The sequence below is a fragment of the Actinomyces stomatis genome, assembly GCF_031292835.1.
In the GTDB taxonomy this organism is placed as follows: Bacteria; Actinomycetota; Actinomycetes; order Actinomycetales; family Actinomycetaceae; genus Actinomyces; species Actinomyces stomatis.
In genome coordinates this window covers 172,385-197,407 of record NZ_JASPEP010000003.1, presented here as the reverse complement: position 1 = coordinate 197,407, position 25,023 = coordinate 172,385, and the positions used below count along the sequence as shown (strand labels likewise).

General features: G+C 69.6%; 25 protein-coding genes. 7 read left to right on the top strand and 18 right to left on the bottom strand.

What is annotated here, in order from left to right; translation table 11 throughout:
* Positions 1-12: 12 nt before the first annotated feature.
* From RIV12_RS03410 to RIV12_RS03330, 17 genes are all read right to left on the bottom strand, one after another.
* Positions 13-897: a metal ABC transporter permease gene (locus RIV12_RS03410; RefSeq protein WP_309322112.1), complete on the bottom strand. Its 885-nt coding sequence runs from the start codon at positions 895-897 to the stop codon at positions 13-15.
* Positions 894-1,952, bottom strand: coding sequence for a metal ABC transporter permease (locus RIV12_RS03405; RefSeq protein ID WP_309322111.1), 1,059 nt, complete (start codon positions 1,950-1,952; stop codon positions 894-896). The genes RIV12_RS03410 and RIV12_RS03405 overlap by 4 nt, the downstream gene beginning before the upstream one ends.
* Positions 1,949-2,776: a metal ABC transporter ATP-binding protein gene (locus RIV12_RS03400; RefSeq protein ID WP_309322110.1), complete on the bottom strand. Its 828-nt coding sequence runs from the start codon at positions 2,774-2,776 to the stop codon at positions 1,949-1,951. Before RIV12_RS03400 ends, RIV12_RS03405 begins: the two co-directional genes overlap by 4 nt.
* Before the next feature lie 8 nt (positions 2,777-2,784).
* Positions 2,785-3,969, bottom strand: coding sequence for a metal ABC transporter substrate-binding protein (locus RIV12_RS03395; protein ID WP_309322195.1), 1,185 nt, complete (start codon positions 3,967-3,969; stop codon positions 2,785-2,787).
* 164 nt (positions 3,970-4,133) lie between these two features.
* Positions 4,134-4,787 (bottom strand): deoxyribose-phosphate aldolase, encoded by a 654-nt coding sequence (gene deoC / locus RIV12_RS03390; protein ID WP_075418025.1) that lies wholly within the window; start codon positions 4,785-4,787, stop codon positions 4,134-4,136.
* Between the two features lie 90 nt (positions 4,788-4,877).
* The gene (locus RIV12_RS03385; RefSeq protein WP_081380066.1) at positions 4,878-5,210 is read right to left on the bottom strand and encodes a VOC family protein; all 333 of its coding nucleotides are present in this window, start codon (positions 5,208-5,210) and stop codon (positions 4,878-4,880) included.
* Between the two features lie 47 nt (positions 5,211-5,257).
* The gene (locus RIV12_RS03380) at positions 5,258-6,067 is read right to left on the bottom strand and encodes a hypothetical protein (protein WP_075418023.1); all 810 of its coding nucleotides are present in this window, start codon (positions 6,065-6,067) and stop codon (positions 5,258-5,260) included.
* On the bottom strand, positions 6,064-7,410 hold the full coding sequence (locus RIV12_RS03375) for a thymidine phosphorylase (RefSeq protein ID WP_309322108.1): 1,347 nt from the start codon (positions 7,408-7,410) through the stop codon (positions 6,064-6,066). Before RIV12_RS03375 ends, RIV12_RS03380 begins: the two co-directional genes overlap by 4 nt.
* A 39-nt stretch (positions 7,411-7,449) precedes the next feature.
* A complete protein-coding gene (locus RIV12_RS03370; protein WP_309322106.1) occupies positions 7,450-7,884 on the bottom strand; it encodes a cytidine deaminase in 435 nt (144 codons plus the stop codon).
* Complete coding sequence (locus RIV12_RS03365; RefSeq protein ID WP_075418020.1) at positions 7,881-9,173, bottom strand: ABC transporter permease; 1,293 nt, start codon at positions 9,171-9,173, stop codon at positions 7,881-7,883. Before RIV12_RS03365 ends, RIV12_RS03370 begins: the two co-directional genes overlap by 4 nt.
* 3 nt (positions 9,174-9,176) lie before the next feature.
* Positions 9,177-10,511 carry an ABC transporter permease gene (locus tag RIV12_RS03360; protein WP_309322105.1) on the bottom strand — a complete coding sequence of 445 codons (1,335 nt, stop codon included), beginning with the start codon at positions 10,509-10,511 and terminating at the stop codon, positions 9,177-9,179.
* The gene (locus RIV12_RS03355) at positions 10,508-12,037 is read right to left on the bottom strand and encodes an ABC transporter ATP-binding protein (protein WP_075418018.1); all 1,530 of its coding nucleotides are present in this window, start codon (positions 12,035-12,037) and stop codon (positions 10,508-10,510) included. Before RIV12_RS03355 ends, RIV12_RS03360 begins: the two co-directional genes overlap by 4 nt.
* Before the next feature lie 57 nt (positions 12,038-12,094).
* Entirely contained in the window at positions 12,095-13,195 is a 1,101-nt protein-coding gene (locus tag RIV12_RS03350) for a BMP family lipoprotein (protein ID WP_075418017.1), read from the bottom strand.
* Positions 13,196-13,994: 799 nt separating this feature from the next.
* Positions 13,995-15,224 carry a mannose-1-phosphate guanylyltransferase gene (locus RIV12_RS03345; protein WP_309322104.1) on the bottom strand — a complete coding sequence of 410 codons (1,230 nt, stop codon included), beginning with the start codon at positions 15,222-15,224 and terminating at the stop codon, positions 13,995-13,997.
* 53 nt (positions 15,225-15,277) lie between these two features.
* Entirely contained in the window at positions 15,278-15,628 is a 351-nt protein-coding gene (locus RIV12_RS03340) for a hypothetical protein (RefSeq protein ID WP_309322103.1), read from the bottom strand.
* Positions 15,629-15,866: 238 nt separating this feature from the next.
* The gene (locus RIV12_RS03335) at positions 15,867-16,889 is read right to left on the bottom strand and encodes a YihY/virulence factor BrkB family protein (RefSeq protein WP_309322102.1); all 1,023 of its coding nucleotides are present in this window, start codon (positions 16,887-16,889) and stop codon (positions 15,867-15,869) included.
* Positions 16,886-17,548, bottom strand: a complete 663-nt coding sequence (locus RIV12_RS03330) for a 2'-5' RNA ligase family protein (RefSeq protein WP_309322101.1) — start codon at positions 17,546-17,548, stop codon at positions 16,886-16,888. The genes RIV12_RS03335 and RIV12_RS03330 overlap by 4 nt, the downstream gene beginning before the upstream one ends.
* A gap of 314 nt (positions 17,549-17,862) precedes the next feature.
* Between RIV12_RS03330 and RIV12_RS03325 the strand changes: the two genes are divergently transcribed.
* The 5 genes from RIV12_RS03325 (at position 17,863) to RIV12_RS03305 (ending at position 23,512) form a co-directional block, all read left to right on the top strand.
* Positions 17,863-18,660 carry a DeoR/GlpR family DNA-binding transcription regulator gene (locus RIV12_RS03325; RefSeq protein ID WP_075418081.1) on the top strand — a complete coding sequence of 266 codons (798 nt, stop codon included), beginning with the start codon at positions 17,863-17,865 and terminating at the stop codon, positions 18,658-18,660.
* A gap of 93 nt (positions 18,661-18,753) precedes the next feature.
* Positions 18,754-20,043 carry a galactokinase gene (galK, locus tag RIV12_RS03320; protein WP_309322100.1) on the top strand — a complete coding sequence of 430 codons (1,290 nt, stop codon included), beginning with the start codon at positions 18,754-18,756 and terminating at the stop codon, positions 20,041-20,043.
* Between the two features lie 183 nt (positions 20,044-20,226).
* Entirely contained in the window at positions 20,227-21,294 is a 1,068-nt protein-coding gene (locus RIV12_RS03315; protein WP_309322099.1) for a permuted SH3 domain-containing protein, read from the top strand.
* Positions 21,291-22,079, top strand: coding sequence for an ABC transporter ATP-binding protein (locus RIV12_RS03310; protein ID WP_309322098.1), 789 nt, complete (start codon positions 21,291-21,293; stop codon positions 22,077-22,079). The genes RIV12_RS03315 and RIV12_RS03310 overlap by 4 nt, the downstream gene beginning before the upstream one ends.
* Positions 22,076-23,512: an ABC transporter permease gene (locus tag RIV12_RS03305; RefSeq protein WP_309322097.1), complete on the top strand. Its 1,437-nt coding sequence runs from the start codon at positions 22,076-22,078 to the stop codon at positions 23,510-23,512. The genes RIV12_RS03310 and RIV12_RS03305 overlap by 4 nt, the downstream gene beginning before the upstream one ends.
* 73 nt (positions 23,513-23,585) lie before the next feature.
* Here the strand turns inward: RIV12_RS03305 and RIV12_RS03300 are convergent, their stop codons facing one another.
* Complete coding sequence (locus RIV12_RS03300) at positions 23,586-24,419, bottom strand: exodeoxyribonuclease III (protein WP_309322096.1); 834 nt, start codon at positions 24,417-24,419, stop codon at positions 23,586-23,588.
* A 46-nt stretch (positions 24,420-24,465) separates the two neighbouring features.
* Between RIV12_RS03300 and RIV12_RS03295 the strand changes: the two genes are divergently transcribed.
* Positions 24,466-24,771 carry an acylphosphatase gene (locus tag RIV12_RS03295; protein ID WP_075418006.1) on the top strand — a complete coding sequence of 102 codons (306 nt, stop codon included), beginning with the start codon at positions 24,466-24,468 and terminating at the stop codon, positions 24,769-24,771.
* A gap of 12 nt (positions 24,772-24,783) precedes the next feature.
* Positions 24,784-25,008: a hypothetical protein gene (locus tag RIV12_RS03290; RefSeq protein ID WP_075418005.1), complete on the top strand. Its 225-nt coding sequence runs from the start codon at positions 24,784-24,786 to the stop codon at positions 25,006-25,008.
* Positions 25,009-25,023 lie beyond the last annotated feature (15 nt).

Below are 25,023 nucleotides of genomic sequence, written 5' to 3'. Positions count from 1 at the left end.
GGCGCTGGGGACTCATCCCCTGCGTAGCTGCGGCACCCGAGATCCGCTCATCACGGCCCCGTGGGCCAGGGCCGAGACCAGGTAGACCACCCCGGAGGTCACCGCGATGACTCCGCCGGCGGATAGGCTGAGCCGCACCGCGATCAACAGCCCTGCCAGGGCCGTGGCCGCACCAAGAACAGGGGCGGCGATCAGCAGGTGCCGCATGGTGCGCGTCCACGGCGCCAGCGCGGCCGCGGGCGCGGCAATGAGTGCGATGGGCAGAATCGTGCCGACGGCGGGAACGAGCATCACGATAGTCAGGGTGATCATGACCATGACGGTTCCCTCGGCCCAGGCGGGGTTCAACCCGCTGGCGCGGTAGCCCAGCGGGTCGAAGCTGTAGAAGGTGAGGAACCGCCCTGCCACCAGGAGCACGAGGACCGTCATCACCAGGACGACACCGACGGCGATGACGTCGACGTGGTTGACGTTGAGCACGGATCCGGCCAGGAAGGAGTCCACCTTGATCGGCAGCGGGGCGAACCACTTGTTGAGGAAGTAGCCCAGAGCGAATCCGAAGGTGAGGACGACGCCGGCGGCCGACTGGGACGAGACCCCGGGCACCTGGGAGAGGCGCCGCATGAGCCAGATCATCGGCAGGCACATGAGGGCGGCCCCCACCAGTACCAGGGTGGACAGGAGGGTGAAGTCGGCCCGCTGACCGAGGATCACCCGCGAGAACCAGGCGGCTGCGACCACGCCGACGATTGCGCCCGGGAAGGTCGCGTGGGTGAGTGACTCGGTGAAGAAGATCCGGCGATGGACCAGTGCGAGCGCGCCCACGAGCCCGGCCAGCAGCCCCATGAGAACGACCTCGATGATGGGCAGCAGGAGGATGTCGAGACCGATGCTCATACTCGGCCTCCTTCGGCCATCGGGGCAACAGCACTCGCCGCCCCCTCTGGTCCCCCAGCACGATCAACGGTGCCGTCCGCGCTCGCCGTCGTCGAGGTCGACACAGCTGTTGCGGACTGCGCCGAGCGAGCGCGCCGAGCCGGTCTGCGGAGCCTCTCGCGCACGGCGGCGACGCAGACGGCGAGCAGGAGGATCCCCGTCATCACCAGGGCCACGGTGGCCTGCGGGGAGATCGGTTTGTCGAGGGTCTCGGGCAGAGCCATGAGCAGCATGCCGAGGTATCCCCCGCCCACACCAACAGCAATGGCGACAAGGACCATGGTGCGCACCCGGAAGGCGAGGATGCGCGCCGTCGCCCCGGGGATGACGAGGTAGCCGATGACGAGGAGGATGCCCACCGCCGTCGAGGCGGAGACGACCGTGGCCGCGATGGCGGTGTTGAGGACCAGGTCGAGCATGAGGAGCCTCAGCCCGGAGGCCCGGGCACCGGTGCGGTCGAAGGCGTAGGCGACCTGCTCCTTCCAGGTCGCCATGATGAGCAGGAGCGCGACTGCGCACACGATGAGCGCCTGCGCGAGGCGCGCATCGGTGACCTCCAGCAGGCGCCCGAACATGAGGGCCTCGAGCTGGCCGGACATGTCGCCCTTGGCCAGGGACAGAATGAGCCCGATGGAGAAGAAGCTGGTGAGGACGACGGCGGTGCCGGCCTCGGATGCCTCACCCCGACGCGAGCGGTGGGAGACGATGGTCAGGACCAGGGCCGCGACGACGGCGACGACGGAGGCCGCCGGGATGATCGCGTCGATCCCCCAGTAGACGGCGCCGGCGACGATCCCTGGGAAGACGGCGTGGACCATGGCCTCGGCACTGAACTCGGCGCTGCGCAGGTTGACGATGACACCGATGACACCGGCGACGACGCCCAGAAGTACCACCATCACCAGGGGGCGGAAGAGGAAGGGGGCGTCAGCCAGGTCCGTGAGTCCGGGGACATTGACGGCCGCCAGGCGCAGCTGCTCGAGGGCCTGGCTGAAGAGCGTCATCGCGTCACTCATGACAGCTCCTGCGCCCCCGCGCCGGAGCGAAGCCCCAGCAGCCGAGTCGTGCCGTGGCCGCCGTAGGCCTCGTCGATGTAGCGGGCCACGAGCACGTCGTCGCGCGGACCGAAGGCGATCTGCCGTCCGGCCAGGAGGGCCGCCTGCTCGCAGGTCTCCTGGGCCAGAACCAGGTCGTGGGTGGAGATGATCAGGGAGACGCCCTGCTCCTTGAGGTCGGTGATGATGGACAGCAGGGCCTCGCGGTTGGGCTGGTCCAGGCCGTTGAAGGGCTCATCGAGGAGGATGAGGCGAGGCCTGGCGGCCACGCAGCGCGCCACGAGGACTCGCTGCTGCTGACCGCCGGACAGGGTGCCGAAGCGCCGTTCGGCGCGGTCGGCCAGCCCCACGTTCTCGAGGGCCTCCAGCGCCCGACGACGGACCTCGGCGCCGGGGCGCCGCAGGATGCCGAGCTGGGAGTACATCCCCATCTGGACCACCTCCCGCACGGTGACGGGAAAGGTGGGGTCGAGGTCGCTGAGCTGGGGAACGTATCCGACGGACCCCCGTGGCGCTCTACCCGGTGCCGCCCCATTGACACGCACCCGGCCTTTGCTGACGGTCACCATGCCGAGCAGTGCCCGCATGAGTGTCGTCTTGCCTGAGCCGTTGGGGCCGACGAGGGCGAGGGCCTGCCCGGCCGGCACCTGACCGTCGACGCCGGTGAGCACGGTGGAGGAGCCGTAGGAGAAGGAGGCGCCCTCCAGGGTGACGACCGGTTCGGCGGTGGCGGTTGGGGTGGCAGGGGTGGTCATATCGGGAGCTCGATCACGGGGGTCTGTCATACGGTTCCTCACTTGACGTCGGACGCCTTGGGGGTCCATTGGGCGAGGTCGGCGGGGATCTCGGAGACCGTACCGCCCCAGGCCTTGGTGAGGTTGGAGACGTTGTGGAGGATGGAACCGATGTAGGTCTCGCCGTCGGATCCGGGGGTCCCCAGGGAGTCGCCGTAAAGGGCCTCGTCACCGATGACCGCCTTGACTCCGGCGACCTCGGCGACCTTCTGGACGGACTTGGGGTTGTTGGAGTTCTCAGCGAAGATGGCCACGGCCCCGGAGGCCTTGACCTTGTCCGCGGTCTCCTTGATCTTGTCGGCGGTGGCGTCCTGCTGGGCGTTGAAGTCGGACAGGGCGGCGCCCTCGAACTTCACGCCGAACTCCTTGCTGAAGTAGCCGAAGGCGTCGTGGCTGGTGAACAGGACCCGCTTGTTCTGGGGCACCGAGTTGAGTGAGGCGGCGGCCCACTCGTCGAGCTTCTTGAGCTTGGCGACGTAGGCGTCCACGTGGTTGCGGAAGACGCCGGCCTGGTCGGGGGCGGCCTTCTCCAGGGCGGCACCGATGTTGGTGACCTGGACGATGGCGTTCTTCGGTGAGGTCCACACGTGCGGGTCGAAGCGGAACTCGGGCTCGCTCTCGCCCTCCTCCGGGGGGAAGGGCCACTTGGCGACCTCGACCTTGGCGCTGCCTCGGTCGACCTTGTAGGGCTTGGCCTCCTCCTTCTTCTTCTGGGCCGCCAGGTCATCGACGTCGGCGGCCCCGGCGACCCCGGAGGTCACCACCATGGTGCCCTTGAATCCGGTGGAGTCGACGGCGGAGTCCAGGAAGTGCTCCAGGTCGACGCCGGAGATGAAGAAGAGATCCGCCTCGGACAGGGCCTTGGACTGGGCCGTGGTCATGTCGTGCTCGTGCGCTGAGGCGTTGGGGGCCAGCAGGCAGGTGAGCTTGAGGCGGGACTTGGCCGTGGCGGCGTCGGCGCCGAAGTGCTGGGTCTTGCCGTCCGCTCCGGTGCGGTCGAAGGAGAGGTCACTGGAGGCGTCTCCGGTGGCGAGCTGGGTGATGTAGTCGCAGATCTGCGTGGTGGAGGCGACTACCTTGACCGTTCCCGAGTCGTCGGCCGAGGTCGAGCTGTGACCACAGGCGGCCAGGGCGGGAGCGGACAGGGCGAGGCAGGCGAGTGCCGCGGCGCTGCGGCGACTCATACTGGGGATGGTTCTCATAGAGCCGAGTATAGTTTCGGTTGCCCGAAACTTGGCAAGTTGAGGCGACCCTTTCTGTTTCATGCCGGTGCGGACGGCAACGGGCCCGGCTGTCATGCCGGGCCCGTCAGTGATGTTCGGTGATGTGCGACGACGCACGGTTCTCTTCAGACCTCCAGCCCCTCCAGGACGGCGGCGCTGGCGGACAGACCCAGGCGATTGGCGCCGGCCTCAACCATGGCGAGGGCGTCGGCGGCGGTGCGGATGCCGCCGGAGGCCTTGACACCGAGGCGGTCTCCGACGGTGGCACGCATCAGGGCAACGGCGTGGGTGGAGGCGCCGCCGGCGGGGTGGAAGCCGGTGGAGGTCTTGACGAAGTCGGCCCCGGCGGCCTCGGCGGCACGGCAGGTGGAGACGATCTCGTCGTCGGTGAGGGCGGCGGACTCGATGATGACCTTGAGGACGGCGCCCCGGCAGGCCTCGCGCACGCCACGGATGTCGGCCTCGACGGCGTCGACGTCGCTCTCCTTGACGAGGCGAAGGTTGACGACCATGTCGATCTCCTCGGCCCCCTTGGTGAGGGCGTCGGCGGCCTCGGCAGCCTTGACAGCAGTGGCGTGAGCACCGGAGGGGAAGCCGCAGACCGTGGCCACGTGCAGTGTGTCGGGAACCTCCAGCGGCAGGAGGCTCGGGGAGACGCACACGCTGTAGGCGCCCAGGGCGGCGGCCTCGGCGATGAGCGCGTCGACCTGGGCGGCAGTGGTCTCGGGCTTGAGGAGGGTGTGGTCGATGAGGCGGGCGATCTGGGCGCGCGTGGTCATGGGGGGTCCTTTCAAGAGCGTCCATACCATCATGGACTGACCTACCTGACACGGGCAAAGCAACCACACGACATACCGTCAACGCTGGAATCACAGATGGGAAAGGACATTCACGATGTTTCCGTCCGCATCCTGGAAGAAGAAACGACGCACCCCCCACTCCTCCACAGCGAGTTCATGCACGATTTCCCAGCCGTTCTCCCGAGCGATCCGGTAGGCATCATCCAGATCATCCACCTCGATGGAGACCGCCGGGTTGACCGGAGCAGTGGGATCAGAGGCGATCAAACTGATTTGGATGGAACGATCCCCTGGCGGGGACAGGGTGGCGATCCAGCCATGATTCATGACCACCTCCATCCCGGTGAGGCGACGATAGGCTTCAATGGCAGCATCAAGATCGCGCACAGTGATGAGTGGCATGGCTCGCCGTGTCGACATGGATATCACTCCCACACAACTGGTACTCGTCATGGATTGTTTTCGGGCGCGATGACGGCGATGACGCGGGGCCAGTTGCCGAGCTCGCGGGGGCCGGGGCGGTGCGGATCGCGCGGGGCGGTCAGGTCGAGGGGGCGTACCGATCCGCTGGAGGGCTCATAGATGTGCACGCGCCCCTCACCGGGGTCGTCCTGCTCGACGGACCGCCAGGGCAGGGCCAGGACGTAGTGGCGGGGCACGGCCGGGGTTCGCGCCAGGGAGGCGCGCAGCCTCGCCCTCGCAGTGGGGTCCCCCTCGGCGTCGTCATCGAGAACGAGCGGACCACCGGTGACCAGGATGACCGGGAGCCCACCTGCAAGCACCTCACGGATCGAGGCGACCTCAGTGCCCCACGCGGGGCCGTGGTCGCTCACCCACCTCACCGTGTAGCGACGGCGCCCGCCGCCCGGGGCGCAGACGCTCGCGATCTCGGTCATCTGCCGGGCCACGGACCAGGGCGTGGAGCCGAGCACCTTCGGCCAGGGCAGGACTCCCAGGCCGTGCACGTTCATGGCCCGTTGGATCCGTACCTGGTGGTGGGACAGGACGGACAGCAGGTGCTTGCCCTCCCGGCCGGGCTGTGAGGCGGCCATCTCCTGGGCGAGGTCGTCCGTCACGGCTGCGCGCTCGCCGGGTGCCAGGAGCAGTCGGGCGGCCAGGAGGCAGGTGGGCCCGCAGGTGGTGCCGTCGGTCTGGGTCAGGGTGATGGCCTGGCCCGCCTGGGTGAGGCGCCCCACTCGTAGCCGGGAGTTGACGGCCCGGGCGATGATGGCCGGCTGCACCGGCCGGGGCGTGGTCATCCGATGCGCTCCAGGATGACGCCATGCCCACGGCGGGCGACGGCGTCGGCGGCCTGTGGGGAGCCGGCCTGGGAGATGACGATGCCGCCGGCGAGCGCCTCCCGGGCGCGGGTGAAGCGCTCGGGCGTGGCGGTGTGCAGGGTGAGCAGCGGCTGGCCGGCGCGCACCTCGTCGCCCGGCTTGGCGTGCATGGTGACGCCGGCAACCGCCTGGACCGGGTCCTCCTTGCGGGCGCGCCCGGCCCCGAGGCGCCAGGCGGCCACCCCGACGGCGAGGGCGTCCAGGGTGGTCAGGACGCCGTCGGCCGGGGCGGTGACGGTCTCGGTCTCCGGGGCGACGGGCAGGGGTGCTTCCGGGTCCCCTCCCTGGCGGGCGATCATGTTCCGCCAGACGTCCATGGCGCGCCCGTCGGCCAGGGCGGTGCGGGCCTCGTCCTCCTCCACAGGCCTGCCTGCGGCGGCGCACATCTCCAGGGCCAGGGCCACGGTGAGGTCGACGACATCGGCCGGTCCCCCGCCGGCGAGCACCTCGAGGGACTCGGCGACCTCGAGGGCGTTGCCGGCGGTGAGCCCGAGCGGGGTGGACATGTCGGTCAGCAGGGCACGGGTGGTCACGCCGGCGTCGGTCCCCAGGGCCACCATGGTGGAGGCGAGCTCGCGGGCCTGGTCGATCTCCTTCATGAAGGCGCCCGAGCCGACCTTGACGTCCAGGACGAGGGCGCCGGTCCCCTCGGCGATCTTCTTGGACATGATCGAGGAGGCGATGAGGGGGATGCAGGAGACGGTGGCGGTGGTGTCGCGCAGGGCGTAGAGGCGCTTGTCGGCGGGGGCCAGGCCCGCCCCGGCGGCGCAGATGACGGCGCCGGGGCCGCCGGCATCGAGCATCGCCAGGATCTCCTCGCCCGTGAGGTCGGCCCGCCAGCCGGGGATGGACTCCAGCTTGTCCAGGGTCCCGCCGGTGTGCCCGAGCCCGCGCCCGGACAGCTGAGGGACGCTCACGCCGAAGACGGCCACGAGCGGCGCCAGCGGCAGGGTGATCTTGTCCCCTACTCCCCCGGTGGAGTGCTTGTCCGCCGTGGGGCGGGTCAGGCCGGAGAAGTCCATGCGCTCCCCGGAGGCGATCATGGCGCCGGTCCAGCGGGCGGTCTCGGCCTGGCTCATGCCGCGCAGGTAGATGGCCATGGCCAGGGCGCTCATCTGCTCCTCGGCGACGGCGCCGCGGGTGTAGGCGTCCACGACCCAGTCGATCTGGGCGTCGGTCAGGGCGGCTCCGTCGCGCTTGGCGGCGATGACGTCGACGGCGTCGAAGGGCTCGACGGCCGGTGGTGTGGCGGGGACGGTCACAGGGCTCTCCTCCATCTGTGGCTGCTCGTCAGCCGGCCCTCAGCTCTGCTGGCCGACGACGCGTTCGACGTCGGCGGCGGTGAAGCGGTCGGGCAGGACCTCGTCGATGCTCATCATCCCTGAGGGCATGGCCAGCACCATACCGTCGGCGGCGTGCTCGTTCAGGAGCTGGCGGCAGCGCCCGCACGGCGCGCAGGCCCGGCCGTGGGCATCCACGCAGGCGAAGGCGACCAGGCGCCCTCCTCCGGTGCGGATGAGCTCGGAGACGAGGCCGCACTCGGCGCACAGGGTGACGCCGTAGCTGGCGTTCTCCACGTTGCATCCTGAGACGAGCCGGCCATCGTCGACCAGGGCGGCGGCGCCGACCTTGAAGCGGGAGTAAGGGGCGTAGGCGCGGGTCATGGCCTCCACGGCGAGCTCGCGCAGGGTCTGCCAGTGGGTGTCGGTCAGATCGGTGGGCGCGATGCTGCTCACGGGTAGGGCACCCCCTCGGCGGCGGGGGCACGTACCTTGCCCACGAATCCGGCCACGGCCAGGATCGTGACGATGTAGGGGATCATGGAGATGATGTCGGGTGAGACCGAGCTGCCGATGACCGGCAGGGTCTGGGCCACGGAGGTGGCGAAGCCGAAGAGCAGGGCCGCCCCCAGGGAGCCCAGGGGCCGCCAGGCACCCAGGATCATGGCGGCCAGGGCGATGTAGCCGTTGCCGGCGGTCATGTCGTTCTCGAAGGACAGGCCCGAGCCGACGGTGAAGAAGGCCCCTCCCAGTCCCGCCAGCGCCCCGGCCAGGGCCAGGTTGGCCACGCGGGTGCGCATGACATTGATGCCGACGGTGTCGGCGGCCTTGGGGTGCTCGCCACAGGCCCGCAGCCTCAGCCCCCACCGGGAGCGGAAGAGCATGACGGACAGGACCGCCACGGCCGCGTACATGAGGTAGACGAGGATCGTCTGACGGAAGAGGACCGGCCCGATGATCGGGAGCCGGGACAGCAGCGGCACAGCCAGGGTGGGCAGGCGCAGGGCCCGGTTGAGGCTGGGGCTGGAGGACAGGAAGGTGGAGAACAGGAAGCCGGTGAGCCCGGAGACCAGGACGTTGAGGACGACGCCGACGACGATCTGATTGACCCGGTAGCGCAGGCCGAACAGGGCCAGCAGGAGCGCCACGAGGACTCCGGCCACGGGCGCGGCCAGGAGCCCCACCCAGGGGTTGGAACAGGCCGAGGCGACGACGGCCCCCAGGAAGGCCCCACCCAGGAGCTGGCCCTCGATGGCGATGTTGATGGTGCCCGAGCGCTCCCCGATGATCCCGGCCAGCGAGCCGTAGACGAGGGGGACGCTCAGTCCCAGCGCGGAGGACAGGATGGTCACCAGGGGGATGACACCGGCGCGTCCGGCCCCGGTCCAGGCCAGGAAGGCGATGACGAATCCGATGCCGATGAGGGCGGTGCTCCAGGTCGGGATCCTGCTGCGACGCCGGGCCCGGTCGAAGGCGACGGCGGTGGCCGCCGCGACAGCCCCGGCGGCGACGAGGATGACCAGGCGCGCGTTGAGCTCGGGGGCCCCGAGCCGGAACAGGTCGGAGGAGGCGGTGAGGTCGAAGGTTGTCGAGCCACGGGCTCCCAGTGCCATGAGCCCCTGCAGGACGAGCACGACGACGCCGGTGATCGGGATCTTGAGATCCATGGGCGCAACCGGGGTGAGGGCGGACGTGTTCGATGCGGTCGCGGCGTGAGAATCGGCTGAAGCAGTTGATGCGTTCATGGCTCAGGCCTCCTTCGCGGCGGGAGCGGCCGGGGCTGCGGCCGAGACTGAGGCGGGGGTCGGCGCGGTGCCGCCGCCGAGGGACTCGCGGCGCTCCGGGAGCCGGAAGATGGCCCGGACCAGAGGAGGCGCGGCGATGAACAGCACGATCGTGGACTGCAGGACCAGGACGATCTTGATGTGGGTGCCGGGGGCGGCCTGCATGGCGGTGCCGCCGGCGCGCAGCGCACCGAAGAGCAGGCCGGCCAGCACGGTCCCCACGGGGCGGGATCGGCCCAGGAGCGCCACCGTGATGGCGTCGAAGCCGATGGTGCCCACGACGGACTCGTCCATGCCCTTCTGGGTGCCCAGGACCGGTGCGGTGGCGGCCAGCCCGCACAGGGCGCCGGAGATCATCATGACCAGGCTCGTCACCCAGGGCACGCTCATGCCGGCGGTGCGGGCGGCGTCGGCGTTGAGGCCGGTGGCCCGCAGCTGGAAGCCGAGGCGGGAGCGCTCCATGAGCCACCACACGGCCACGGCGACCAGCAGGGCCAGGAGGAAACCGGCGTGGAGACGGAAGGAGTCGCCGGCCAGTGAGGGGTACTGGGCGGTGCCCGCCACGGTCAGGGACTTGCGGTTGCCGGTCTCGCCCTCACCGTTGAAGGCCTTGAGGCTGAGTACCTGGGACAGCAGGTGGGCGGCGATGGAGTTGAGCATGATCGTCACGATCACCTCGTTGGCCCCGGTGCGGGCCTTGAGGACGCCGGCGATGCCGCCCCACACCAGTCCTCCCAGGGCCGCCCCGATGACAGCCACGAGCAGGTGGGCCACCGGCGGCAGGTTCCAGGCGATGCCCGCGTAGCAGGCCGTGATCGCCCCGAGGATCATCTGCCCCTGGCCGCCGATGTTGAACAGGCCGGCGCGGAAGGCCACCGCCATGCCCAGGCCCGCGATGATGAGCGGGGTGGCGTTGGTCAGGGTGTCGGTGATGGGGCGGATCATGCGCACGCCCGTGGTGGCCCGCCAGTCGAGGATGGCGCCGCGCAGCAGGGAGCTGTAGGCCTCGCTCAGGGTGGATGCGGTGGCGTGGAGGAAGTCGCCGGGGCGGTTGAACAGGTAGGTGGCGGTGTAGCGCACCTCGGAGTCGGCCGCGAGGATGAGGATCGAGCTGAGGATCAGGGCGGTCAGGACCGCGAGCAGCCCGACGACGGCCGGCGAGGAGGCGGCCTGCCGCAGCAGGGCGGCCTGGCCGGCCGGCCGACTGCCTGACTGGCCGCTCGAGCCGGGCTCGGGGCGGTCCTCGGTCTGGTGCGTCGGTGTCGGTTCGGTGCTGGAGCCGGTGGTGGGGGTGCTCATCGTGTCTGTTCCTGAGGGTCGAGGGCCTGCTCGGCGGGGGTGCCGGCCATCATGAGGCCCAGGGCGTCGCGGGCGGTGTCGGCGGGGACGGCGCCGACGATCCGTCCGCGGTACATGACGGCGATCCGGTCGGCCAGGGCATAGATCTCGTCGAGCTCGGAGGAGATGATGAGGACGGCGGTGCCGGTGTCCCGCTCGGCGACGATGCGCTGGTGGACGAACTCGATGGAGCCCACGTCCAGGCCGCGGGTGGGTTGGGAGGCGACGAGGACCTTGAGGGGCCGGGAGAGCTCGCGGGCGAGGATGGCCTTCTGCTGGTTGCCTCCTGAGAGGGTCGAGATGGCGTCGCCGACGTCGGTGACACGCACGTCGAACTCCTCGCGCATCCGGTGGGCGGCGTGGCGCACGCGCGTCGGCGACAGTGACGGGCCCCGCCCCAGGGAGGGGTCGTCGTAGCGGTCCAGGACCATGTTCTCGGCGACGGAGAGCTCGGCGACCATGCCGTCGGTGGTGCGGTCCTCGGGGACGAAGCCGAGTCCGGCTCGCAGGCGGCGGCGCACTCCGTGGCGGGTGACGTCGTGGCCGTCGAAGGCGATGGAGCCGGCTGTGGGCGGGCGCAGCCCGAGGATGACCTCGCTCAGCTCGGTCTGCCCGTTGCCCTGGACGCCTGCGATGGCGAGGATCTCGCCGGCGCGCACGTGTAGGTCGATGTCCTCGAGCAGGACGGCGCCGTCCTCGACGAGGCTGATGCCCTCCAGGGCGAGCCCGCCGTCCCCGGGGTCGGCCGGTGGCTTGTCGACGGTCAGTGAGACGTCGTGGCCGACCATGAGGCCGGCGAGCTCGGCGGCCGAGGCGGTGGGCTCGGCGGTGCCGACGACACGGCCGCGGCGGATGACGGTGATGGTGTCGGCCACCTCGCGGATCTCGCGCAGCTTGTGGGTGATGAAGACGATGGAGGTTCCTGAGGCCTTGAGCTCGCGCATGATGGTGATGAGCTCGTCGGTCTCCTGCGGGGTGAGCACGGCGGTGGGCTCATCGAGGATGAGGACCTTGGCGTCTCTGGCCAGGGCCTTGATGATCTCCACGCGCTGCTGGACCCCCACGGGCAGGTCCTCGATGAGGGCGTCGGGGTCGACGTCGAAGCCGAAGCGGCGGGAGATCTCGGTGACCTTGGCCGCGGCGGCACCGGCGTTGAGGATCCCCAGCGGCCCGGCCGGCTCGTAGCCCAGGGCGACGGACTCGGCCACGGTGAAGACGGGCACGAGCATGAAGTGCTGGTGGACCATGCCGATGCCGGCGGCCACGGCGTCGCCCGGCCCGGAGAAGGTCACGGGCTCGTCGTCGATGAGGATCTCTCCGGCGTCGGGCTGGTGGAGACCGTAGAGGACGTTCATGAGTGTGGACTTGCCCGCGCCGTTCTCGCCCAGGAGGGCGTGGATCTGGCCGGGTTCGACGGTCAGGTCGATGTGGTCGTTGGCCACGAGCGGCCCGAAGGCCTTCGTGATCCCTCGCAGCTCAAGCTTCACAACAGGCTCGCTTCCAGGTGGCGGTGGAGGCTCGGGGCGCCGGCCCCGGCCGGGCGTTCAGGAGGGGTCGTAGGGGGTGGAGACGTCGAGGGACCCGTCGATGATCTGCTGTCGCAGCTCCTCGAGCCTGGCCTTGACCGGCGCCGGTACCCGGGAGTCGAAGTCGTGGAAGGGCGCAGCGGCCACCCCTTTGTTCTTGAGGGTTCCGATGTAGGGCTCGGAGGAGAATCTCCCCTCGGAGGCGTTCTTGACGGTGTCGAAGACCGAGTTGCCGATCTCCTTGACCACGGAGGTCATGATGATGCTGCCGTCGCCGGTGGAGGTGTAGCCGTCGGAGTCGACCCAGATGACGGCGTTGGTGCCACCGGCGTCGTTCTTCTGCTTGACGGAGGCCAGCGTGCCCTGACCGACGGGGCCGGCCACCGGCATGATGATGTCCGCGCCCTGGGAGATGAACTGCTCGGTGATGGCCTGGCCCTTGGCGGCGTCGGTGAAGTTGCCGACGAAGGAGCCGCCCTTGCCGGTGGTGGTGTCCCAGCCCTTGACCTGGACCGAGGCACCGGTGTCCTTGTTGTAGCGGGCCACGCCTTTGGCGAATCCGTCCATGAAGATCTGGACGGTGGGCAGGGGCTTGCCGCCGTAGGTGCCCACGACCCCGGTCCGTGAGGTGCCGGCGGCGGCGTATCCGGCCAGGTAGGCGGCCTCGGCCGTCTTGAACAGCAGCGGTTTGGTGTTGGGAAGGGTGGTGGGCTTCCCGTCGGCGCCGATGAAGGAGGCGTCGATGAGGGCGAACTGGATGTCGGGGTTGGCCTTGGCCGACTCGGCCAGGTCGGCGGCGATGTTGAAGCCGACGCCGATGACGAGCTTGCAGTTCTGCTGGATGAGCGCGTAGATGTTGGTGGCGTAGTCGGCGGAGCTCTCCGACTGCACGGCGATGGTCTTGACTCCCAGCTCCTTGCCGGCCCGATCCAGTCCCTTCTTGCCGGACTCGTTGAAGGAGTGGTCGTCGAAGCCGCCTTCATCGGAGAGCATGCAGGCGATGAAGTCCTTGGCGCCCTCGAGGTTACGGGTGGGCCGCTGCGCCGGCGGCGTCCCGCAGGCGGCCAGGACCAGGGCCAGGGCCGCGCCGAGCGTCATCGCGGAGCAGGCCTTCTTCATGGAAACCTCCGTGGTTCTCACGTGCGACGGGGGACACATCCGAGTGTCAAGGATAGGTGAAAGCCTCTCATTCTCACACCACCTGATCCACCGGAATGACCTCATGATCGTCGTGGTTTCGATGAGGGGCCCGGCGCCGGAGGAGCGTCTTCTTCCGGCACTGGGCCCCTCGAAGGGCCAACTGACCGACCCCGATTGCCGCTGCGTGCCTTACCGCCAAGGGCCGGCGAGGCTGGCTACTCGCAGCAACTCGGGCGACGTCCAGCGTCGTCTGGTCGCAATGCACGAGGCCCGGGTACTACTGGAGGAGGGATGGGGGTACTCCAGGTAGGTAGGGCCTTCGTGCAGTACGCACAACCCTTGGCCAGTAGATCCCGACCCTCGTGGAGTAGGGGCAGCTCTGACAAGCCCCGGGCCGGAGCCGACGTCGGACCACGACCTCCAGGCCCCGATCAAGAGCCGAGCAGGGGCCAGTGGGGTCGGACCTGGGGTGAGGGCGTCGGGCTGCGCCGCAAGACCCCCGCTGGGCCGATGCTGAAGGCAGCCCAGTGTCCACAGCACTGACATCAACGAACCCGCCGCGGAAGCGCCCGGTGCGAATCGTTGGAATGCCGCGGTTTATCTTCGGCGCGCGGCGCCGATGCGGAACTGATGTCAGCGCTGTGGACACTGGCGAGATGCCGGATTTCTCCCATCGGCCCACCATGGCCTTCAGGGCGACCAGCCCTACCCCGGAATCGCGCCGGCGTGAGCGCCTCAGAAGTCGGGGGCCAAGACGGTCCCCGGCGCAGTGGTCCGGCTAGAGCAGATCCTCGCGACCGGCCGCCTTGAGGGCGTCGACGACGCCCTTGACGTCCTGGGCGTGCTCGGGGGTGGTGACCAGGAGGGCATCGGGAGTATCGACGACGACGGCACCCGGCACTCCCAGAAGCACAACCGTGCGTCCGGACGTCGAGGCGATGAGGGCACCATCGGAGTCAAGGGCCCGAACCTCCGGGCACGGGGCCGCGAGGGCTGCGCCGTCAACGGCGCCGACGCAGGCAGAACCGTCGACGTCGTCGAGTACGCCTGCCCCTGCCGCCACCCCCTCGGTGTGCGGCGGGACGAGCTCGGTCAGGGCGTCGAATCCGCCGACGTCGTTCCAGCCCATGGAGACCGGCACGGTGGCCACTCCCCCGGCGGCGGCCACCGGCTCGGCGATGGCGTGGTCGATGGCGATCTTCTCCAGGGCCGGCCAGCGCTCGGCCAGGACCTCCTCACGCTCGGGGGCGTCCCAAGCGGCGGCAATGGCCTCGATGCCCTGGGCCAGCTGGGGCCTGAGCTCGGCGAGGTGGTCCAGGAGGACGCCGGCGCGGACCACGAACATGCCCGCGTTCCAGCGGTAGTCGCCGGTGGCCAGGTAGGCGGCGGCGGTGTCGGCGTCGGGCTTCTCGGTGAAGCCCCGGACCCGACGACCGTCGGGGGCCCCGGGCACGTCAGTGGGGTCCCCCGCGTGGATGTAGCCGAAGGCGGTCGAGGGGCCGGTGGCCTCGATCCCGATGGTGACCACCCAGCCCTGCTCGGCCAGGAGGGCGGCCTGTCGGACGGCGTCGGCGAAGGCGGCCCGGTCGGCCACAGTGTGGTCGGCGGCGAAGGAGCCGACGACGGCGTCTCGTCCGTGACGGCGGGCGATGACAGCTGCGGCCAGGCCGATGGCCGCCATGGAGTCGCGCGGGGAGGGCTCGGCCAGGAGGTTGTCGCGCGGGATGCTCGGAAGCTGGTCGGCCACGGCGGCGATATGGGCGACACCGGTGACGACCGTCGTCGTCGCGGTCACCGGGGCGAGTCGCTCGACGGTGTCCTGCAGGAGACTGTGGCCGGCCCCGGTGAGGTCGAGGAGGAACTTGGGGCGGTGACGCCGGCTGAGCGGCCACAGCCGGGTGCCCGCGCCGCCGGCGGGGATGATGGCGTGAATGGCCGGCGCCGAGCCGTCGGGCTGTGCGGGGCGATCGGACTTGCCAGGGTTGCCAGAAATATCAGTCACCGGCACAGGCTAGCGCTCGGAACACAACCTCGCACACACCACCGCCCCAGTCTCAGCATCTACATCCCGGGCCGGGCGACCTTCTTCCGCTGAGTCGCTTTCATGACACCCGCGCCAATCAAACCAATAATGCCGAGCACCACTCCACCAACCGCTGCTTTGCGAACCGTATAGGCACTCTCACCGATCCATCCTTGACTCTCCCACTGGGCACGAGCCCGATAGCTCTCAATGGTGACGGGGCAGTCTCCCTGGTCCGGATCGCTGAACCCGGAACTGACGGACCCGTCGGTGACGCATTCATACTTGGGGGCCGGTCCGCTCGCAGGAATAAGACTGATCCCGATGGCGCCAACGCCCGCTACCAGCAGAACCAACGCAAAGATGAGCACTCGTTTAGCCGCTGACACAACGACTCCTTTCAGGAAAAGAGAACAAGGGATGTGTTCGACACGCAATGCTACCCGTATGGACGAGAATCTCAACCCCAGGATTCACGAACTGTCGATGCATATATACCCCATCAATTCGCTAGGCGACCAGGGGCTCAAGAACACATCACACCCATCTTTTGATTCGTGAAAAATTCACCTTCGGACGTAAGCACCACCATTCCCCATCCCTCCCAAAAAGTGTTTCCATCCACACTCAGGGGATCGGCACCGGGGGGAGGTAGTCAGGGTGTGCCGTCGGGTCCGCCTCGAGACTTCCGGTAATGGACTGCCGGGGCCAGGCCAGGGTCTCAGGCACGGAGAGCGTTACGTAGTTGGGGCGCTCGTGGGCGTGGACCTCGTCGGGGTGGCCGACGTCACGGGGCAGCGGCGGGTTGGCCATCCAGGCCGCCACAAGCAGCACGACGCGGCTGGTCAGGTGCAGCCACAGGATGAGGACGGCGATGGCGGCGAAGGAGGCCAGCAGCGGGTTACGTGTCACCGAGCCGACCGCCCCGGTTCCCACCTGGCGCAGCGCGCCCAGCGCGAAGGCGCCCAGCATGCAGCCCTGCACCAGGTCGCGTCGGGGAGGGCGGATGCCGCACATGGTGATGAGGAGCGCCAGGACACCGGTGTCGATGAGGAAGGAGAGCAGGAGCGTCATCATCCATGTCCCGGTCCCGGTCAGCGACTGCGGCAGGCCCAGGGCCCGACCGACGTTGCCCGACAGCGTCGTCGTCACCACCGAGGCGACGGCGGTCACCAGCACTCCGGCCACGATGACGAGGAACCCCGCGATATTGGCCAATTGCCCGACCACCGGTCTCATCACGGGGTTGACCAGGCCGAACATGGCCCGCAAGGCGATCTTGAGAGTACCCATGAGGCTGATGACCGAGTAGATGAAGGCCCCGGCCGCCAGCACCGAGCCCAGGTTGAGCGCAGAGGTGAGCGTCAGCTGCTCGACCGAGACCAGCCCCTTGCCGTTGCCGGTGTCGATGACACCGGGCAGCAGAGAGTTGATGGAGTCCACGACGGCCGCCCGGATGGTGGGGTGCCGACCGAGCATCGCCATGAGCATGCTCACGCCGATGACGAGCACGGCGAAGACCGAGAACATACCCGTGTAGGCGATCCCGCCGGCCATGAGCGCACCGCGCGCCGTGCCGTAGCGGATCAGGGCCCGACCGACCCGCGTGCGCCGCCCAGCCGCCAGCAGCTCCTTAACACGCTCGATCACACCGAGACCACCGGAGTCGTCGGGACCGCCGATGCTGCGGGCGCCTCACTGTCGGCGGAGGTGTCGGAGGCGAGGGAACCCCCGAAGGCGAAGGCGGCAACCACTTCCCAGCCCCCCTCCGAGGCCGAGCACCCACTGCTGCTGCGGCGGGCGGGCCGACTGAGGTGGCGGTAGAGATGAAGCTTGGTGACGGTGAAGTCCATGGTCAGATCCGCCCCCTTCCTCGCCGCGGTGTCGAGGCCGTCCTCGGCGATCTCGTGGGCCAGGGTCACGTGCGGATGGAAGGGGAAGCTGAGCGAACGGGCCAGGGGGCCCCGGCGGTCGCGGACCCGCGTCTGAAGACGGTCGCAATCCTCGGCACCGCTGCGCAGACCGAGGTAGACCACGGGACTGACGGGCCGGAAGGTGCCGACCTCGTCAAGACGCACCTCGAAGGGGCTCGTCCCGGCAGCCACGTCGCGCAGGTGCCGCATGACCTCGTCGAGGGAGTCGACGTCGACGGCCGTGGGGGGCAGCAGCGTGATATGGGGCGGCACGACCTCGGCCAGAGGATCCCCGGCGGCCTCCCGCACCGCTCGCACCTGGGCGGCGTAGTGGGAGGGCAGGGCGATGGCCACACCGATGACGCACTGGTGCGCGTCTGGTGCGGGGATCTGCATGACTCCTGAGCTCCTACGGGATGACTGGTCGATCGGGTTGATGTGAAATCCTGCGTCCGGAGAACGCACGCCCACGAGGGGGACCCGAACACATTACCGTGTCACACCCCCGTTATCCCAGCCGAGAGTGCAGCACGAGCGGGATAAGTGTGCCATGACCGACCGAACGGGTGAAACCGTGGCGCCCACCACCGCCTGTGCGACTCTGTGCGGGAACGTGCGAACATGGCGTTTTCTTGGCCGAGGTCTGGCAGACTGGCCCCATGCACCCCGGCCCCTCAGCCTCAGCCGTCGCCCCGCCCCGTCCGGCCCCGATGCTCGCCCGTCAGCGTCAGGAGCACATCCTGGAGCGGGTCGCGGCCACCGGCGGGGTCCGTGTGGCCGACATCGTCGAGGAGCTGGGGATCTCCGAGATGACCGTGCGCAGAGACATCACTGAGCTCGTCACCCAGGGGCTCGTCGAACGCGTCCACGGCGGGGCGGTGGCGGCCGGCCCCACGACCCTCGAGCCACGATTCACCGCCAAGTCGACTCTCAACCTGGAGGCCAAGCGCCGCATCGGCCAGGCCGCGGCCGCCATGGTCCGCCCCGGGGACTCCCTGGCGCTGTCCGCCGGGACCACCACCCTGGCGCTCGCCCAGGCCCTGACCGAGCTGGAGCACTTCCCCACCCTGACCGTCATCACGAACTCGCTGCCCGCCGCGCAGGTGCTCTTCGACGCCGCCGACGCCGCCCGCGCCGAGAACCGCGACGCCCCCACGGTGGTCATCACCGGGGGCGAGCGCACGCCGTCGAACGCCCTGGTGGGGCTGGTGGCCATCGACGCGCTGCGCACAATGCGCGTGGAGTGGGTCTTCCTGGGCGCCCACGGCTTCACACCCGAGGCCGGGCTCATGACCCCCAACCTGCAGGAGGCCTCCGCCAACCAGGCACTGGTCGCCGCCGGGCGCACGGTGGTGGCCACGCTGGACTCCTCCAAGTGGGGGGTCCTGGGGCTGCGCTCCTTCTGCGCCACCCGGGACATCGGGGTCCTGGTGACCGAGGCCGAGCCCGACGCCGACAGCGTCGACGCCCTGCAACAGGCCGGCACCCGCCTGACCATCGCCACCTGACCCCACCCCGCCCTCACCGTCCTTCTCGCCCCTTCCACAGCCCGCCCACCACCCGTCCTCTCACTCACAGAACAACCCTCACAGGAGACCACGATGACCAACGATGCTCCCGTCTTCGCCCCCGCGCTGAGCCCGCAGGAGGGCGCCGAGGCTGCGACCGCCCTGTTCCGCGAGGTCTTCGAGGCCGAGCCCGACGGCGTCTGGTACGCACCCGGGCGCGTCAACATCATTGGCGAGCACACCGACTACAACGGCGGCCTGGCCCTGCCCATCGCCCTGCCCCACCGGGCGCACCTGGCGCTGCGGCGCCGCGACGACCGCGTCGTGCGCCTGGTATCCCCCCAGACCCGGGAGAAGGTCGACGTCATGGACCTCGACACGATCGGCCCGAAGGGAACCCCCGGGGAGGTGGAGCACTGGGCCTCCTACATCGCCGGCGTCGCCTGGTCCCTGGAGCGCGACGGCTTCGAGAGCCTGCCGGGCTTCGATGCCGCCCTCGTCTCCTGCGTGCCCCTGGGAGGCGGGCTGTCCTCCTCGGCGGCCCTGGAGTGCTCTGCGGCCGTCGCCATTGACGAGGTCGCGCACCTGGGCCTGGCCGGGACTCCTGAGGAGCCCAACGACGCCGGGCGCGCCCGCTTGGTGTCCAACTGCGTGCGCACGGAGAACGAGATGGCCGGCGCCCCCACCGGCGGCATGGACCAGTCGGCCTCCCTGCGCTGCCACGAGGGTCACGCCCTGGAGCTGGACTGCCGCGACGGCTCGGTGACCCACGTGCCCTTCGACCTGGCCGCCGAGGGGCTGGCCCTCCTGGTCATCGACACCAAGGCCAAGCACTCCCTGGACGACGGCCAGTACGGTGCCAGGCGAGCCGCCTGCGAGCGCGCCGCCGAGATCCTTGGCGTGGAGCTCCTCGCGGACATCGCGGTCGAGGACCTGCCCGGTGCCCTGGAGCGCCTGGCCGCAAGCGCCGACGTCCAGGACGCCGGAGAGGCCGACGAGCTGGTCAAGCGCACCCGCCACGTCGTCACCGAGATCGACCGCACCCGCCGGCTCGTCTCGCTCCTGCAGGACGGGCGCCCCCTGCGCGGTGAGAAGCTCGCCGAGGCGGGCAGGCTCATGGACGCCTCGCACGAGTCACTGCGCGTGGACTACGAGTGCACTTGCCCCGAGCTGGATGTGGCCGTGGAGGCGGCCCGTGCCGCCGGCGCCCACGGGGCGCGCATGACCGGTGGCGGGTTCGGAGGCTCGGCGATCGCCCTGGTGGACGCTGACGCCGTCCACGACGTGGCCGCCGCCGTGACCGATGCCTACCGGCGTGAGGGTTTCAACCCACCGGCCTTCCTCGACGCGGTTCCCGCTGCCCCGGCCGGACGGCTCGCCTGAGCTGTACAGCACGCCGCTCGGCCGGCGCACCTTGACGGTGATCAGCCCTCTCCAACCTCGGTTGGAGAGGGCTTTCAGCGTTCCTCCTTCAGGATGAGGTCAGACAAGTACTCCTGCCGTAGTCTCTGTGCGTATTAATCAGGAACGCGGGCTCCCTACCCGGTTCCGATTCCGTTGCCTTCCATGGAGGACGCCGTGAAGCGCTTCGTCTGGCCCGCCCTCAAGACCCTCATTGCGGTGATCATCGCCGTCGCCCTGGTGAAGATCGCCTTCTTCCCCTCGCAGAACGATGGCACAACCGCTGACATCTCCCCCGGTTACGCCGCTGACGTCAAGACCGCCACCGTTGCCACCGGCAACATCTCCAACACGGTGACGGTCAAGGGTCACATCGTTCAGGACGCCACGGTCGAGGTCCAGGCCGACCTGGCGGGCGTGGTGGACTCGGTCGCCGTGGAGAAGGACAGCCAGGTCAACGCCGGCGATCCACTGCTCTACATCAAGCACTCCGAGTCTCAGTCCCCGACGACCAAGACCGATGAGAACGGCAACGTCACCCAGACACCGACCGAGGACAAGGTCACCTGGTCCACGATCTACGCCCCTGTCAGCGGCACTGTGACCCCCAAGGTCATCAAGCAGCAGGAGACCGGCGTCGGCGTCGTCGTGGCCACTATCACCCCCTCGACCTACTCGGCCACCGGCACCGTCAGCGCCACGCAGCAGTACCGGCTCACCAACGCCCCCACTGCCGCGACCCTGACCCTGGAAGGGGGCCCGGCTCCCTTCCAGTGCAACAACCTCAAGGTCGGCACCAAGGCCTCCGCCTCCACGACCACCGGTGGGGACGGCTCGACGACGACCACCTCCGGTGACGGCACCAGCGTGGAGATGCGCTGCGCGGTTCCCGGCGACCAGAAGGTCTTCGCCGGCATGCCGGTGACCATCAGCGTTGACGCGGGCAGTGCCTCGGACACCCTGATGGTTCCGGTCACCGCCGTGGAGGGCAAGGTCGGCTCGGGCTTCGTGTGGCTGGTCCCCGAGTCCGGGGACGCCTCCAAGGCGGTCAAGACCGCCGTGAAGCTGGGGATCACGGACGGCACGAACATCCAGATCACCGCCGGCCTCAAGGCCGACCAGCAGGTGCTGCAGTTCGTCCCCAACAAGGACACGCGCCGTACCGGGACGCCGGATAGCTGCGAGCCGGACAACTCCGCCTGCTACGACTCCGAAGGCAAGGAGATCCTGTGAGCGGGCTGCTGGAGCTGCGGGAGATCACCCGTACCTTCACCGTTCCCGACTCCGAGCCCCTGGAGATTCTCACGGGAGTCAACCTGAGCGTCTCCCCCGGCGAGCACGTGGCCATCGTGGGACGCTCGGGAACGGGCAAGTCCACCCTGCTCAACATCCTGGGTCTCATCGACAAGCCGACGTCGGGCCACTACACGCTCTCCGGCACCGACACCTCCCGGCTCGGGGAGAGCCGCCGCGCCCACCTGCGGGGGCAGACCTTCGGCTTCGTCTTCCAGTCCTTCAACCTCATCCCGGGGCTGAGCACCACCGAGAACGTGGCCGCCCCGCTCCTGTACGACACCGGCAGGGCCTTCTGGACCCGCAGCACGCGGGCCGCGGAGCTGCTGGAGGCCGTGGGCCTGGGAGACAAGGTGGGCTCGCCCATCTCACGTCTGTCGGGAGGCGAGCAGCAGCGGGTGGCCATCGCCCGGGCACTGTCCCGCCGCCCCAGCGTCATCCTGGCCGACGAGCCCACCGGAGCCCTCGACGTCGACACCGGCAACTCGGTCATGACGCTCCTGGAGCGACAGTGCGCCGAGAACGGCGCCGCCCTCATCATCATCACTCACGACCTGGCCGTGGCCGGCCGCGCCCACACGCAGTACCGGCTCGATCACGGCACCCTCACCCCGATCTCCGTCATGCGTCGCAAGGTCGGCAGCCTGGAGGAGTTCGGTGAGGTCGTCGCCCCTCCGGCATCCCCCTATCCGTCTCCCTCCACCAGCCACGAAGGAGCCTCATGAACGGCATTCTCACCGGATTCTTCGGCGCCATCGTCGAGGCGTGGGCCCAGCTGCGCATCGGCAAGCTGAGGGTCCTGCTGTCCCTGGTGGGCGTGGCGGCGGCGGTGGCGGCCATGACCTTCGTCATCGCCCTGGGGCAGGTCTCCGTCGACGCCATCAACAAGGTCAGCGAGAAGTACACCGGCCGCCAGGGCACGGTGACGATCAACGTCAGCCCCACCGGCAAGGGCCTGGACCAGGCACTCCAGGCCGACGACGCACCCGAGGCGAGCGCCGGCAGCGACTCAGCCGGCAGCAGTGGCGCCGACGCAGGCGGGTCGGGTGGCTCGGGTGGCGCAGGTGGCGCAGGTGGCGCAGGTGGCGCAGGTGGCGCAGGTGGCGCAGGCGGAGGCTCCACGACCAGCGCTGCGACCGCAGCGAAGATCTCGGGGGCGATGAACAGCTTCGTCGAGCGCTACGACGTCAAGTCCTGGGCGACGACCTACACCTCCAACGTCCGCTTCTCCTTCCCCGACGGGGCTCGGAGCGTGCCCACCCAGACCGTGAGCCTGAGCTACGGGCTCCTGCACCACAAGACCGTCTCCCAGGGGCGCTGGTTCACCGCGCAGGACGAGGACGACCTGTCCCCGAGTATGGTCGTCACCCAGGGCTTCCTTGACGCACTGGGGATCCAGGAGCTCACCGAGCCGGTCACCATCACCTCCTTCTCCCCCGTGCAGACCTCCTTCACGATCGTCGGCGTGCTGGAGGCGGAGGACCTCTCCCTCATGGGTTGCAGCGGTGACCCCGAGCGGGACGCGGGCCTGCCGTGCACACAGCCCGTGACCGCCTTCGCCCTCAACACGCCTTACGAGCACTGGCTGCCCAAGGACGCTTCCCGCCCCGCCCCCACACTGGAGATCTGGGCCGGTCAGGACGGCGCGAAGGAGGTCGCCAGCCTGGCCAAGAAGGACCTGGACGCGCGCTTCGGTCAGGGCTCGACCCAGACCGAGGACAACCTCCAGGGCGGCGGCATGGTCTCCAGCGCGAACACCTTCACCCAGGTGGTCACGGCCGCCGGCGTGTTCGTCATGCTGCTGGGGGCCCTGAGCCTGGTCAACATCTCACTGGTGACCGTGCGCCAACGCATCCACGAGATCGGGGTGCGGCGCTCCTTCGGGGCGACGAGCAGACGCATCTTCTTCTCCATCATGCTGGAGTCGGTGGTGGCCACCGTGGTCGCCGGCGTCGTCGGCATCGGGATCGCGATCGTCGGGATGCGCTTCATGCCGCTGAGCACCTTCCTGGGGATCCCGGTGACCACGACCCCGCCCTTCCCCATGATGGCGGCCGTCATCGGCCTCATCGCGGCCACCGCCGTGGGCGCGCTGGCGGGCATCATCCCAGCGATCGTGGCCACCCGCATCCGGCCGATCGACGCGATCCGCTACTGAGACGGATGTCGGGGTCGGGCACGTTCACGTGCCCGACCCCGACATCCGTTCTCCGGAAGGGTCAGCCGTGGCTTTAGAGGTACTCGACGACGAGCGGGGCGTGGTCGGACCAGCGTGAGGCGTAGTCGGGCGCCCGATCCACGGCGACGCTGCGGGCCCGCTCGGCCAGGGCTGGGGTGAGGACCTGGTAGTCGATCCGCCAACCGGCGTTGTTGTCGAAGGCCTTGCCGCGCTGGGACCACCACGTGTAGGGCCCCTGCTCCTCGTCCCCCACGAGGTGGCGCGAGGCGTCCACCCAGCCGGAGGCGAACCATCCCTCCAGGTGGGCGATCTCCTCATCCATGACGCCGGCGATCTTGTTGTGGTTGGGCTTCCAGTTCTTGATGTCGCGCTCGGAGCGCACCACGTTGAGGTCCCCGGCCATGACGGCCTGGGGGCCGCCATCACGGGCGGCGCCCAGGAGGTCGGCCATGCGGGCGTCGACGAGCTCGAGGTGGGCGTACTTCTGGTCCATCTTCTCGGTGCCCAGCTGGCCGGAGTGCAGGTAGGCGGAGATGACGGTGAGCTGCTCGACGCCGTCGAAGCCGGTGAGACTCAGGTCGGCCTCGAGCCAGCGACCGGAGTCGACGTCGGGCTCCTCGGTTCCGGGAGCGGCCACGCCGTAGCGCAGCTCGCCGAGGGCGGCGGGGCCGCCATCGCGCACGGCGACACCCACACCCGCACGGCCCTTGATGCGACAGGGCCAGATGGCGGCCTCGTAGCCGGGCAGCAGATCGACGGCGATCTGCTCGTCGGCACGAACCTCCTGGAGCAGGAGGATGTCGGGGGCAGAGGCGGTGAGCCACTCCCCCATGCCCTTGCGGGCGGCGGCCCGGATGCCGTTGACGTTGACGGTGGCGATACGCATGGCGGCAAGCCTACGCGGTCGGCCCTGAGCCTGAGACGATAGAGCCATGAGCGACGCCGGTATGAGTGCCAGCAGCGTGAGAACCGTTCACGTCCTGGTCCAGGGCACGGTCCAGGGTGTGGGTTTCCGCTACCACTGCGCCTACACCGCCCAGGAGCTGGGTGTGGTGGGGCAGGTCCGCAACCTGCCCGACGGGGACGTCGAGGTCATGGCCCAGGGCGAGCCGGAGGCCGTGGGCCGGCTGATCGCGTGGCTGAGACACGGCCCCCGGTGGGCCTCGGTGCGCCGGCTCACCGTCACCGACCTGCGCGCCGGCTGTCTGGATGAGCGCAGGTTCGAGATCACCGGGTGAGAGGATCGGGCCATGGATCCCGACGACGTCCGCAAGCCGCGCAGCGCACGACGACTCGGCGTATGGATGGCCGTCATCGTCATCGCCGCCGCCCTCCCCGTCCTGGCTCAGGCCTCGTTCCTGTCCCGCGTCAGCACCCTTCTGTGGCTGGCCTCCATGCCACTGTGCGTCCTGGGCTGCGCGATGCTGGCCAAGGAGCTGGCGGCACGTCGCGCCTCCAGGCAGGACCTGGACTGAGGGGCGGATCAGGAC